The organism is Bacillus sp. TCT6 (genome assembly GCF_056033845.1).
In genome coordinates this window covers 175,151-188,518 of record NZ_JBVYHX010000002.1, presented here as the reverse complement: position 1 = coordinate 188,518, position 13,368 = coordinate 175,151, and the positions used below count along the sequence as shown (strand labels likewise).

At 34.1% G+C, this 13,368-nt stretch carries 13 protein-coding genes and 2 pseudogenes; 12 read left to right on the top strand and 3 right to left on the bottom strand.

Annotated elements, in window-relative coordinates; translation table 11 throughout:
- Nucleotides 1-127 precede the first annotated feature (127 nt).
- From AC0ONG_RS27845 to AC0ONG_RS27835, 3 genes are all read left to right on the top strand, one after another.
- Nucleotides 128-496, top strand: a complete 369-nt coding sequence (locus tag AC0ONG_RS27845) for a hypothetical protein (protein WP_474204959.1) — start codon at nt 128-130, stop codon at nt 494-496.
- A gap of 95 nt (nt 497-591) precedes the next feature.
- A complete protein-coding gene (locus AC0ONG_RS27840; protein ID WP_474204957.1) occupies nt 592-825 on the top strand; it encodes a hemolysin XhlA family protein in 234 nt (77 codons plus the stop codon).
- 219 nt (nt 826-1,044) lie between these two features.
- The gene (locus AC0ONG_RS27835) at nt 1,045-1,875 is read left to right on the top strand and encodes a GH25 family lysozyme (RefSeq protein WP_098438146.1); all 831 of its coding nucleotides are present in this window, start codon (nt 1,045-1,047) and stop codon (nt 1,873-1,875) included.
- Between the two features lie 291 nt (nt 1,876-2,166).
- Here AC0ONG_RS27835 and AC0ONG_RS27830 read toward each other — a convergent pair whose 3' ends face one another.
- On the bottom strand, nt 2,167-2,538 hold the full coding sequence (locus tag AC0ONG_RS27830) for a hypothetical protein (RefSeq protein ID WP_257145975.1): 372 nt from the start codon (nt 2,536-2,538) through the stop codon (nt 2,167-2,169).
- Between the two features lie 230 nt (nt 2,539-2,768).
- On the opposite strand from AC0ONG_RS27830, the gene AC0ONG_RS27825 reads away from it, so the two are divergent.
- Entirely contained in the window at nt 2,769-3,047 is a 279-nt protein-coding gene (locus AC0ONG_RS27825) for an ArsR/SmtB family transcription factor (RefSeq protein ID WP_098438145.1), read from the top strand.
- 258 nt (nt 3,048-3,305) lie between these two features.
- Nucleotides 3,306-3,884: an NPCBM/NEW2 domain-containing protein gene (locus AC0ONG_RS27820; protein WP_474204954.1), complete on the top strand. Its 579-nt coding sequence runs from the start codon at nt 3,306-3,308 to the stop codon at nt 3,882-3,884.
- Between the two features lie 294 nt (nt 3,885-4,178).
- On the opposite strand, the pseudogene AC0ONG_RS27815 reads toward AC0ONG_RS27820, so the two are convergent.
- A pseudogene (locus tag AC0ONG_RS27815) lies at nt 4,179-5,536 on the bottom strand (IS4 family transposase); the annotation flags it as partial.
- Between the two features lie 486 nt (nt 5,537-6,022).
- On the opposite strand from AC0ONG_RS27815, the gene AC0ONG_RS27810 reads away from it, so the two are divergent.
- The 6 genes from AC0ONG_RS27810 to AC0ONG_RS27785 all read left to right on the top strand — a co-directional run bounded on the left by AC0ONG_RS27810 (nt 6,023) and on the right by AC0ONG_RS27785 (nt 11,648).
- On the top strand, nt 6,023-6,178 hold the full coding sequence (locus tag AC0ONG_RS27810; protein ID WP_346725853.1) for a helix-turn-helix domain-containing protein: 156 nt from the start codon (nt 6,023-6,025) through the stop codon (nt 6,176-6,178).
- A 62-nt stretch (nt 6,179-6,240) separates the two neighbouring features.
- Nucleotides 6,241-6,903 carry a response regulator transcription factor gene (locus AC0ONG_RS27805; RefSeq protein WP_097890038.1) on the top strand — a complete coding sequence of 221 codons (663 nt, stop codon included), beginning with the start codon at nt 6,241-6,243 and terminating at the stop codon, nt 6,901-6,903.
- Nucleotides 6,900-8,243, top strand: a complete 1,344-nt coding sequence (locus tag AC0ONG_RS27800; protein WP_474204951.1) for a sensor histidine kinase — start codon at nt 6,900-6,902, stop codon at nt 8,241-8,243. The genes AC0ONG_RS27805 and AC0ONG_RS27800 overlap by 4 nt, the downstream gene beginning before the upstream one ends.
- Before the next feature lie 21 nt (nt 8,244-8,264).
- The gene (locus AC0ONG_RS27795; protein WP_113302846.1) at nt 8,265-8,798 is read left to right on the top strand and encodes a VanZ family protein; all 534 of its coding nucleotides are present in this window, start codon (nt 8,265-8,267) and stop codon (nt 8,796-8,798) included.
- Between the two features lie 550 nt (nt 8,799-9,348).
- On the top strand, nt 9,349-9,669 hold the full coding sequence (locus AC0ONG_RS27790) for a hypothetical protein (protein ID WP_240678658.1): 321 nt from the start codon (nt 9,349-9,351) through the stop codon (nt 9,667-9,669).
- A gap of 1,382 nt (nt 9,670-11,051) precedes the next feature.
- Nucleotides 11,052-11,648, top strand: a complete 597-nt coding sequence (locus AC0ONG_RS27785) for an ABC transporter permease (RefSeq protein WP_098438135.1) — start codon at nt 11,052-11,054, stop codon at nt 11,646-11,648.
- 303 nt (nt 11,649-11,951) lie between these two features.
- Here AC0ONG_RS27785 and AC0ONG_RS27780 read toward each other — a convergent pair.
- Nucleotides 11,952-12,185 (bottom strand): annotated as a pseudogene (locus AC0ONG_RS27780) (HU family DNA-binding protein).
- 433 nt (nt 12,186-12,618) lie between these two features.
- Between AC0ONG_RS27780 and AC0ONG_RS27775 the strand changes: the two are divergent.
- Nucleotides 12,619-12,897, top strand: a complete 279-nt coding sequence (locus AC0ONG_RS27775) for an AbrB/MazE/SpoVT family DNA-binding domain-containing protein (protein WP_098438133.1) — start codon at nt 12,619-12,621, stop codon at nt 12,895-12,897.
- Nucleotides 12,898-13,368 lie beyond the last annotated feature (471 nt).

Below are 13,368 nucleotides of genomic sequence, written 5' to 3'. Positions count from 1 at the left end.
CCAATACATATTATTAAAATTAAGATGCTTCAATTCGGAAGAAGGCACTAATCTTGGAGCTGGTTTTTATGCGAGTACTCCAAATGGTTGGAAATTTAATGCACTTGAATAAAAAGGAGAAATAAGAATGAATGAGAATCAAATGATGCCACTTCAAGCAGATGAAAGCTTTCCTTTTATAGGGAGGCTGGTGGATGCAGAGCTTACAGAGACAGGGATTTTTGTTCAAATACCTGCTGATATGTTAAATAATACTGGTATTCTAAAAGGTATGAGCAGGGTTGAAGTATGGAGAGAGTTGGATGGGACAGTAAAATTTCGAATTGCTACGCTGTGTGAAATGTGTAAACGCGGAGCGCGTTTGTACCCAGTGGATATGGGATTTGCGAAAAAGAATATTTGTCTAGAGTATTATACATCACTTACTGGGAATTATCCCTCACAAGAACCACAAATTAACGAAAACAAAATACAAGTAGGCCAGGGGCAGCCATAAGCTGTTTTTTATTTTGCACAAAATACGGCTTTTACAACAAAACGAAGCGTGCTTATAGCAGGCTTTTTTATTTTGCTGGAAAGGAGGCGAGAGGATTGCCGGAGCATGAAAACCATGATGACTTTACAAAGGTAATCATTGGACTAACTAGAGTAGAAACAAAAATTGATGTTCTTAGTAACGTGAGAGAATTAGCAATTGAGGCGCAGCAGTCAGCAAAATACGCGCATTTACGTGTAGATTGTTTAGTTTTTTGGATGGGAACTACAGTAATTGGATCAATTATTGCTGGAGCAATCGCATTGCTTTTTAAATTCTTAGGAAAGTAGGGATAAATAATGAAAGAAAAACTAAAAAATTGAGGATTATGGATAGCTTTATTTGCACTGTTGGGAATGATAAGAATGGATACTGTCCCTAATTTTAATTTAGGGCGATATCAAGAGTATGTAGACGTGATGTTGGTTATTTTACCTGCTGCAGGTGTAATTTCTAATCCTAATGCTGGTATGGTTTGCTGACAAACAATATGAAGGAGACGATAAATAATGGGTTACATTGTAGATATTTCTCATCATAACGGTAATATCGATTGGGGCCAAGCAGCTTCTCAATTGGATTTAGTTATTGCTCGTGTGCAGGATGGTTCAAGAGTTAGAGATAGAATGTATCAAAAATATGTACAGGCTATGAAGCAACGAAATGTACCATTTGGTAACTATGCATTCTGTCGTTTCGTTTCTGAAAATGATGCACGTGTAGAAGCTCGTGATTTCTGGAAACGTGGTGACAAGAGTGCAACAGTTTGGGTGGCTGATGTAGAAGTGAAAACAATGGAAAATATGCGGGCAGGTACACAGGCTTTTATCAATGAATTACGTCGATTAGGTGCTAAAAAAGTTGGTTTATATGTTGGCCATCATATGTATGCTCCATTTGGAATGGCAAATGTAAAGAGTGACTTTGTATGGATTCCTCGTTATGGTGGTAACAAACCAGCGTACCCATGTGATATTTGGCAATATACAGAAACAGGGAATGTAGCTGGTATCGGAAAGTGTGATTTAAATAAGTTGGTTGGAAATAAATCGTTAGCGTGGTTTACTAATCAAACTGTTGAGCAAGCAACAACACAAGAAGGAGTTGGAATTATAGTGAATAAATATAATAAAGTAATCACTTATGAGTTTGGTGTAAATTTAATTCCTGATATGGTTCAAATGATGGATAGTCTTGGATATACTTCTAAAATAGTTTCTCGTGGAGATCGTCGAGGGCTTGCGCATTTTGAGACAGATTATCGTCAAGGCAACGAGTTAGACAAAGCGACGGCGTGGTTAGATGCTAAAGGATTAAAATACTTCTATACAAGAGAATAGCTTGATGAACAAAAATAAGAGCTGTCATATGACGGCTTTTTTATTGCTATTATACTAAAATTTACTTATCGATAATGCTTTAAGTACAGGCTTTACAATTAAACCTATTAAACGAAAAACTTTAAATATAGAGCGCACAACTTTCATGAAGGTGCCCCCTAAATCAAATAATATATCAAGTATGTATTGTGATAAGTTAATCTATCACTTTGCATGTTCTTCCATTTTCTTTTCAAGTGCTTTAGCATAAGCATCTTTAGTTTCCTGATTTAATTCATAAATTGCCTTATCTCACTGTTCACTGTCTACACCTGACATATGTGGAGTGCTTTTTAGTATAGCTAATTCAATCTCTTTTCCATCTTCTTTATTAGCGTCTTGTATTATCTTTGTTCCTTGTCTTGCATCTGTAACACCTTCTAAAACAAGTTCGTGAATGTCCTTGTACTTATCAGTTACTTTTATATTCTCCATACGGTCTAAAGTTTTATCCATAGCGTCTGCTGTTTTGAATACCCCTTTATATCCTATATTATTCTGTTTAGCTTCTTCTAGTTTTAACAATATCATATCCTTTTGGGTTTGAAATTCTAAAAGTTGCCCACAAATATGAAGTGCACCTCCAATTGTTAAACTGTGTCTAACAATTGGGGTGCACTTCATAACGAGGCTTTTTTATTTGTATAAAAGCACAAAGAAAAGACACCCAAAGGTGCCTTCTTCCGACTTGAATCACTTTAATTCTAAGAATATGTATTGGACTCGTATTCAAGTATTATTTTTCTCAATAAGTAATTGGTATATATTAGGGGGGGAGCTATTTTTATGTTAAGATATTTTGGTGTTATTCATCTTATTTTAGGAGGTTGGAAGATCTGTTACATGCTTTTCACATGGATTTTAGTTTCTATACAGAAAATATAAAAGTTTTAGGGTTATTAGGGAATTCTACTCGATTATCAATTGTTTGTAAATTGATTAAATATGGATCGTTGTCAGTTTCTGATTTAAGTAAGCAAACAAGAATTTCAGAAGATCTGATTGTACAACATTTGCGTAAATTAGCCTTTGAAAATATTGTAATTAGTGAACGTATAGGGAAAAGACTTCATTTTAAAATAAAAGATAATAAAACAATTGAGATTATTAAGGTATTAGGGTTACAAAGTTAATTTTAATTACTTTCGATATAAATGCTTTTGCTTTAACTTAATTGTGCAAAATCATTTGTAGCCCACCTACGGAAATAGGTGTCCCTTTTGGGGATACATGAAAATCCCTGTATCAACGTTCACTTAAAAATACGGGAATGCGCTTTCATTTTTTTGCAATTCTGTATAAATATTTATAATTATAGAAATAATTTGAAAATTTAAGGTTGATATGTAAAGATTAGAGAGGTAATTTACAAAATCGAAAGGGGATTTGATATGAATACAAAGTACGTTATTAACCCAAAAAGTTTTCGGTTTAAAGTATTAAGTCTAGTTGCAGTTTTAGTGATTGCTATTTGTACATTTTTTGCAAGTGGAAATACAAAAACTTTAGCAGCTCCTATACCTGGATCTGTACAATTGAGTGATACGTTAACTCCAGTTTCAGTTGTAGGAGATATAGAACAAATGACACCTAATTATTTTTCGTATAATAAAAATCAATCGTTTTATAAAACACAGTTGTCTATTAATGGTGTGAAATATGACAAAGGGATTGGCTCGCATTCAAATAGCACAATTAAGTATAATTTGAATGGACAGTATTCTAAATTTACAGTAGATGTAGGAATAGATGATCAAGTAGCACCTGGTCATGGTTCTGTGAATTTTGTGATAATCGCTGATGGTAAAATTTTGTATATAAGTCCGGTTAAAAAATCCCACGCGCCAGCTGAACATGTAGAAGTAAATATTGCAGGAAAAAATACACTTGAGTTAGTTTCCTATTATGCTAATGATAATATTGACAATGATCATGCTGACTGGGCGGATGCAAAATTATTTACTCAATGAGTACAATATATTACTAAACTATAATTTAATAAAAAACCCCCTTAGTTATTTGAGGGAATTTTAGTCGAAATATATCAATCTAAAAAAGTCGAGTTCCTAGCGTACAGGAAATCGGCTTTTTCTTTATGAAATTTTGCTTAACGTACAAAATTCGCGAAATGTTGGTGCTATTCCATAACCATCAAGCTAACAGAGAATGTTAATAGATAAAAATACTCCCTTCTTCCAAATTAACAAGTGATGGAAAAGTTGGCATGACAAAGAAGCCTTTAAGAATCGATTTTTTTGCTGGGCAACTTGTCTACTATCCTTCACCGTCGTTTCATACACAACTCCGAGAATATCAAAGACAGTCATCTTCTTATACCGATGACATTTACGACCGTTCTTTTTTAGCAGCTGATAAAGGCGATGCAGAATTTTCAAAAGTCCTCCTGTATCTTGGGCCATTGCTTGAAACAGTAACGGAAAGTAATCTTTAATCATATAAATCGCTTTGTATTCACTTATTTCCTGCTTTTTCTTTTCAAGTAATAGCTGCTGCATTTGAAACATGGTGGAAGAACGGATGAGAATGCCGATAAGTTGGCCATATAAATGGCATTCAAGGCGTTCTTTTTTGATTGTTTTGCATTCATTGATTTCAAAGAATGATTTCCATGTTTTAAATGAAATCTCAATCTGCCAACGTAGGGAATAGAGTGAATGGACATAAGTAGTGGGAACTTCTTCTGGCGATGTATTCGTGATATAGACATTCATCCCCATCAAGTGCTTACTTTTCTCCTACATGACAATGCCTTTCTTCTCTTCTCGTATGGCTTGTTTTTAAGGCGTGTTTGGGTTTGATTGTCTGTTAGTTGATGGAAAATCACACGTGCTGGAAGCTTCTGATTTTGGCCAATATATGCCTCGGGGATTTCTATCGTTTCATCAGGAGTTAGGCCGAACATTATTTGTACCATATCAAGCTTGATATATTCTGTTTGCTTTTTTATCGTGCCATTGTTGAAGAATTCTGGCTCAGGGTTCTTGATATAAATACGTGTATTTAGCTTTAACCTCAAGATATAGTAAGCCTTTTTATCATGAATGGATTGTAAGTCTCCTAAATCAAAGTAACCAAGATCACGCAAATATAAATCATTTTTCTTTACCGTTTCAAGGCAGGTAGTACCGTATGTTTTATCATTGTTCTTACCTGGTCCTAGCTGTACGTTTGAAAATTGGCCACTTAGTAAATCGTATTCGAACTGGATTTTAACCCCCGTAGTATTACTCCTTCCTCCAGAACCTTGATAATCAGTTGAGAAGGAATTAGGTAGCTGAAATACAGTTGCATCTAAAATACGAATACTTTTGAAAGTAGAAATTATGTCTGAAGGAATGGATCGATTTAAACAGAGTTTTTGTGTTAGGAGTGAAGTGAAAACTTCTCTGAGGAATGCGACAGCTGCTGTATTAAATAAAGCGTTGATGAAACCCTCTTGGCTGAACCAAACGCAAAGGGCGATGAGTTCATCTGCTTGATACTTACTAGATTGCTGTACAAAACCAACCTTTTTGGCTATTCCTTTAAGAACGATTGAAGAGAAAAAACGTTGTATTTTTTGTGCAAAAAGTGTCAGTTCACTAGAGATGATAGGATTCATAAAAAAAACCAACCTTTTTCGTAAACTTCTTACGATAAGCATAGCGTTTTTTCGTTATTAGAGGTATTGTTTTTACTTAGCTTGATGGGCATGGGGTAGGATCCAAAATATGAATGGTCACAATGAATTCGTGTTTATAGACAAAGGTTTTGACCCTTATTTTAATGATGGGGGTTGTATATTGATAATAAAATCCTTTAAAAACAAAAGTAAATCTCTTATTGTTATTTTGTTAATTTTTAACATGCAAAAAATAGAGTTAAAAGTGATGTAAAATGAATTCGTAGATTTGAATAAATAGGAGGGGAGTTCTAATAAAACAAAGAAATTGAAGAATTATTTGAAGTCGTACCACCAACATTTCGGAAATTTTGTACGGTAAGCAGTCAAAACTATAAAAATTGATTGTAATGTGTTCGCTTAAGCCATTACCAAAAAGATATTAACCACTAATCATCAGCACTTTGTTTTTGGTAATGAGTTTTGGTGTCAGCGAAAGAAGCCAGTGAGAAATGGGGCATTTCAGATCGTTGGATACAGCTTTTATGTAAGCAGGGCAGGATTATAGGTGCATATCGGCTCGGCTGGAGATGGGCTATTCCAGAGGATGCCGTAAAACCTGTTGATGGACGAATGAAATAACTCTTAAAACTACAGGGAAAATACAGATTGCTGTGTTATCCTTTTTTCGGAGGTATACATTTATGGATATACGAATACTGCTTGTCGAGGACGATGAGCATATTTGCAATGCAGTAAAAGTCTTTTTATCTGGAGCGGGATATAAGGTGGATGCCTGTTTTAACGGGGATGAAGCGCATACCAAGTTTTATGATAACACCTATCAGCTTGTCATTCTTGATATCTTGCTGCCGGGAATGAACGGTCATGAGCTTTTAAGGGAGTTCCGTAAGCTGAATAATACGCCGGTTCTGATGATGACTGCTCTTTCCGATGATGAGAATCAAATCAGAGCGTTTGATGCGGAAGCGGACGATTATGTGACTAAGCCGTTCAAGATTCAGCTATTGCTGAAACGTGTGGAGGCGCTGCTCCGTCGCAGCGGTGCGGTGGCAAAGGAACTTCACTATGGCAAGCTGACTCTTTTACCGGAAGATTTCAAGGTTTTTTATGACGACGAAGAATTGCTTTTGACCCTTAAAGAGTTTGAAATCTTAATGCTACTGGTGCAAAAAAACGGAAAAACACTATCTCATGAAGTTATTTTGTCCCGCGTGTGGGGCTACGATTTTGACGGTGATGGCAGCACCGTGCATACTCACATTAAAAACCTACGGGCGAAGCTACCGGATAATATCATCAAAACAGTACGCGGAGTGGGCTACCGATTGGAGGAAACTTCATGAAAAAGAATGGGATATTTGTTAAGACTTTTGCCTATACGATAGTTGCTATGCTGTTGATTGTTTTCGTAACTGCCGCATTGTTTTCAGGTCAATTCTTAACACTGTACAGGGCAGTTGAAAGGGAACAAATATTAGTGTCCTATCAGCCTTTGGTCAATAGAGTAAAAAATAGTAATTATAACGATATTCCCGCAGCAGGGCAAAGGTTTCGTGACAACAACCAATCATTTGAGTTTTGCATTATAGATGATAATGGCGGCGTAATTTACGCTACGCCGGGTGCTGATACCTCGGATAATTTCAATGGTGACTTTTACTATGTGGTGCATAATGATAAAGCCCTCGGCTATTCTGTCGTCGCCCAGACCAGACCAGGCTTAACTGCCTTTTACAATGAAATAATTGTGCGGGCATTGGTCGCGTTTGCCATTATACTCGCCCTCTGCCTTGTGTGCGCGTATGTTTTTGCACGGCAGATAACCAATCCTATCAAGCGACTGGCGGATGACGCCGGGAAAATGACAAGTCTTGAAGATGTACCGCAAAGCCTGCCTATACGCCGGGATGAATTAGGCGATTTGTCGCGTGACATTCACTCTATGTACGATAAGTTGAAAGATACTATTTCCCGGTTAGAAAATGAAATCCTGCGGGTAAGGGAAATGGAGGAAGCACAGCGATATTTCTTTTCGGCGGCTTCACATGAGCTAAAAACGCCTATCGCGGCAACAAGTATCTTGCTGGAGGGTATGCTCGAAAATGTAGGTGATTACAAAGACCATCCCAAATACCTGCGCGAATGCGTGAAGATGATGGATGCGCAGGACGATGTGATTTCCGAGATACTGGAGATTGTCAACCTGAGCAATGGGAAAATCTCTCAGGATTCTGAAAAACTGAAAGTCAGGCAAATAGTGGCTGACATACTGCCTGACTTTCAGATATTAGCTGAAGCAAACGGTCAGTGCATTGTTATGGACATTCCTGACGGACAAAACTGCCTTGTCGATTCTAAAATGCTTCAAAAAGCACTTTCTAATATCATTTTGAACGCAGTACAGAATACGCCTACAGGCGGTGAAATTAGGATATGGAGCGAGCCTGCGGCTAAACAATATCGCCTTTGCATATTAAACACAGATGCAAGGATAGACGATACAGTTCTGCCTAAGTTATTTGATCCATTCTACCGTATGGATAAAGTGCGGGGGCGGAAAAGTGGGCGCAACGGTTTAGGCTTGACTATCGTGCGGAAAACGTTGGAAGTAATGAACATTGAATATGCTTTGGAAAACGTTCCGGATGGCGTTCTATTTTGGATAGATTTGCCAAAGGCATAAATAACACAAGGAGAAAAAATAATGAAATTAGAAAACCGAAATAAACTTACAATTGCATTGTTTGTAGTATATATGCTGCTGTTGACAGGCGTCATTCTCTTCAAATTACCGTTTTATTCTTCTGAAATATCAGACGGGATACGAGTAATCAATCTGATTCCATTTCAGGGGTCTTTCGATGACAACGGAACTATTGATTTTAGAGAAATAAGAGATAATATACTTATTTTTATCCCTTTAGGTATATATATTTGTATGCTAAAAAGCAAATGGCCTTTTATGAAGAAAGTTCTTCCAATTGTTGCTTTGACATTGGCGTTTGAAGCTATACAATTCATTTTCGCAATGGGAAGAAGCGATATTACTGATGTACTTGACAATACGCTTGGAGGGGTAATCGGCATTGGTATTTATGCTTTATTGTTCAAGATTTTCAAAAATAGGACTGTTAAGGTTGTAAATATACTTGCCTTGGTAGTAACTGTTTGCGTAGTATTATATTTCGCCTATCTGTTTTATCTCAGCCATTTTGTTATGAGGCGTCTGCACCCCTGATGTTAGCAACCAAGCTTTATCACTTTGACCGACAGGGTTATTCCTCTGCCGGTCTTTTTTGATTTACAGACAAACTACAGGTTGGCTACAGGGAAAAATAATCAAGCGGCTTAAATCAAAAAAATGAAACCCATTAGGGTTTATTTCGTATGCAAATCTTTCAATTCCCTACACCTAGCCTTTAGAAAAAAGAAAGAGCCTTTACTATAATTGACGTTGTATGAGCTTAGCTTGATAGCAATGTGGCGGTACCCCTTGTTAAGTATTAAAAAATAATAATTATAAATCTATTTTATCCTAATGTTAACGTGGTACGGGTTCTTTTATTGTTCGTAAACATTATTATACAAATCAAATCCAATGTTTGTCCCAATTTTAGAATTATTTTCTACATCTACCCTATAATATTTAGGAACAACAATAAATTTACCTGGATCGATTTTGAATAGTTTATAGTACCATTCACCACTTTTTTTATGTTGCGTATTAATTGGAATAGTTGCAACTGTTTGATTAGTTTCTGTATCTATCAGGTAATAAGCCATGTTAGGTGTTGAATGGAATCATTCAAAAATCAGAAAATAATAATCTAAAGGAAAAGAAAATTGTTTTAACAGGGGATTATCGAAAAATAAAAACAAACAAAGATTTATTAAGAAAAAATGAAAATGAGTACGCACAAGATGAAACGGAAGAAGAATTACAATCTGTAAAGATAGAAATAAATAATGTAAAGAAAACAATCCTATTACAAGATGAACTAACAGATAAAATTGTAAATGAAATCGAAAGAATTGAAGCAAATAAAGTATATCAAACAGATGATGAAAAAGAAAAAAGTGAATCGGAAAAGCAAAAAAGAAAGCTATAAATAGAACAGTATAAAAAGGGAAATTAGAGCTAGAAAACAAAACCAAAGAGTTAGAAGCAAAAGAGAAAAATCTTCAGAAGAAATTAGAAGATCAGCGGAAAAAGTTTAATTTAGCAGAATGAAATTAAACTTTTTTAAAAGATAAAAAGAGATATAAACATTACAAATATAATTATCAGATAATTTTTCGGTTGTATAAAAAAATTATCTGATATTTTTTTTGCCATTATATAAGGAGTTGTGATTCAAAATAAAGGTTTGAAGAAGTACATTGAAACTACATTGAAACTACATTGGATTTACATTGGAAATACATTGAAACCACGCTGAAACTACATTGAATTTCTCTTTCTCATGATATCACGTTTTTGTTAGGCTCTGCCTAACCTGTCACCTTCGGTGATAGCAAAAAACCCTTATGCTCTTTGCAATTTAAATCACTAATTTGGAGGTTTTACCCTATGAATGTGTTAATCCGAGATCTTGATGCTAGTTTAGTGGAACGAATTGACGAACTAGCAAAGGTAAAAAAATTCTAGACAAGAATTTTTGCATAGATACATTAGTAATCTTGCAGTACTTCAAGATATGAAAGACTTACAAGATAAACATATAAAATTACAAAAACAAAGCATAATTCTCATAAAACAAAATACACAAACTATGAATTGTGTGTTGCGAGTTATTGAAGAGGTTGAATTGGATGATGATTAAATAAAAATATTTAAAGGAGCTTAAATATGTCTAAGAAAATAGTAGATAAAACTTATTATTTAAATGAAACTACAGTTGCTTATATAAAGGAATACGCAGAAGAAAAAGGAATCAAACCAAGCCATGCCATGCATTAGAAAGAATTGTTGTTGAACATCAAAACCAAAATCACGATCTATTAGAACAGATTAAAGGAGCAGTTTAAGAAGTTGTACATGAAGATTTAGGAAGAATTAGAGCTGGTACAAATCTAGCTGATAAACATACAAGGATGTTATTACAATTTGCAAACCATTATTTTGCAGTGAATAAATTTAAGGACTTAGCTACAACAAATCAGTATATGTTTAAAGGAATGTTACAAGCAGAATAGTTTGTTAAAGACCATATATTTTATCAGAGGAAAATGTAAAATTGAGCTGATAACTATGGATTTGGGAATAACATGAACTTGGTTTTAAAGTAACAGAAATGGAATTCTAGCATTTTGTGGTGTTGATATAGATAGGTTCAAATGAAGTTTTTTTACTTTACATGTTATATTGTTTCACTGACCTACTTTTTGATAGGACTAATTTTAATTCTATTAAAATTAGTAACAGATTGTCCAAACTTTACTAATCTATCTTACATAGCATGTAGTAATAAATTAAAAGGAGGAATTTAGTATGTCTTATTACTACTGTAATCATTGTAAGGATTATAAAAAGAAATATCACGATTGTCATAGAAGCAGTAAGGGTTATGAAAAATGTGATAAAAAGCATGAGGAGAAACCTTGGGTTAATGTAAAAGTAAATTGTTGTTCTGATGATAACCAATATAATCTTGTAAGAGCATCTGCTTTTAGAGCTGTGAGCACAGTTAATCAAAATTTACCAGCAAATACATTTGTTAAGGTCTTATTCCAAAATGAACAATTTGATTTAGCGAATGAGTATAATCCAGCTACATCAATTTTTATTCCAAAGACAAGAGGTGTTTATTCTGTTATTGGGACTATTGCGTTCATTCCCAATAATCTAAACACAAACTATAGAGCGCGGATAGAAATTCGAGTTAATGGAAATCCGGCAATTGCAATAGATAATGATTTTTTTGGTCCAATAAACTTTGCTAATGTTGTTGCTGTTTCATCAATCATTCAGTTAAATGCAGGGGATATAGTTGAGATTTTTGCACAAAGTAGTGTAGCTGGAGTTATTTCTAATGTAGAAAATAGTACGCATTTTGAAGCTGCAAGATTTCCGTCACCAGACGCATAGACGCATAATTGATATGAAATTTTTTCTGTGACTTTATATAGAGAAAGTCCATAATTTATATTTGACTTGCATTTATGCAGTTTTTTTTGATAGAAAATGTTTATCGTGACACAAGTTGGTTACATTATTTGAAAATCTAAATTATTTCTATAAATTTTGCATAATGTGTACTAAGAAATAATATGTCTATAAACGAAGGGGTATCATCTAATATATGTTTTGGTTGATACATTTTTGTTTTATGAACAAAAATGCTATTAAAAAAGGGTGATAAAAATATCAAATCCTTTTCACTATGTGCATTTATTTCACTGTCTCATTTAATTCTTTTCCAGATTCAAATGTAGGTTCTTTTGAAGCAGCGATTTGCATTTCTTCACCTGTTTATGGGTTACGTCCTGCACGTGCAGATCTTTCACACACTTCAAATGTACCGAATCCTAGTATCTGTACTTTTTCTTTATTAGCTAACGCATTTATTATCGTATCTAATACAGCCTGTGTTGCTGTAACTACCTCTTTTTGTGTAAGTTCTATTTTTTCCGCTACTACTTTTGTTAATTCTGTCTAATTCATTTTTAGCACATCTTCATTTGTAATTAGGTAACTATTACAACGTGTGTATTTTTATGATGCAATTAATAATATACATAGAAAAACCCCTAGCAAGAGCTAGGGGGACAATTTCTGTATGGTAGTAAGAAAGAAAAATGTGTTCATCACACAATTTATATTTTTACAGTTTGATTTTATACAACAAAAATTACCTAATCTAGATAATCTACTTATTTCTACATAAAGGCTACTTTCAATATAATCATTCAAATTACTACTAGTAAACCCTTTTTAGATATATAATTGTACTATTAAATGCAGATGATACCAAGCAAACATAATTTAATCTGCTTGTTCATAGGAGGTTAATAGCTAGAAATATGAAAATTTATAAAAAATAAAAAGGGTGAATAAGATGAAAGCAACAGGTGTTACACGAAGAGTAGATGAATTAGGGCGAATTGTTCTTCCGAAAGAGTTAAGAAGAACATTAGGAATTGTAGAAAAAGATCCTATAGAAATATTTGTAGAAGATGAAAAGATCATTTTACAAAAATATAAATCTTATAATGCTTGTGCAATAACTGGTGATATTTCAGAAAAAAATATATCATTAGCAAATGCTCAAATCGTTCTTAGTCCTGAAGGTGCTAAACTGTTAATTAAGGAAATCCAACAGCAATTAGTTAAGTAAGACCATTCCTCTTAATACATAAAATTAAAGAAAAAGACATCTATATTGTATAGGTGTCTTTTTCTTTGATTTGAACTAATATAATTTTACTAACACTACTTTTACAATTGGAAATATATTAGCAATTTTTCATATCTCCTTCATTCTAGCACATTTAAATCTGTTATTCTATATATTAAAATTTAGTTTCAAGAAACATACATAATGCCTTTCTAAAAAACGAAAATATTTTCGTGTCTGTTTCTTGCGCAAATTAGGCTATGATAAACAAAGCTAACGGTAGTTAGTGATACGACAAGGTTGGATTCTGGTGTTTTAGCTTCTATAATACAGATCAAAAAATCAGGTGTAAAGTAGGGCAGTCGAGTAACCGAACTAACAAAAATACCATTTGCGCTAGTTGGAAATACGTAGATGGATACATACGTTGTTTACATTACATATCTCAAATAATTGTACAGTATCTCGTTA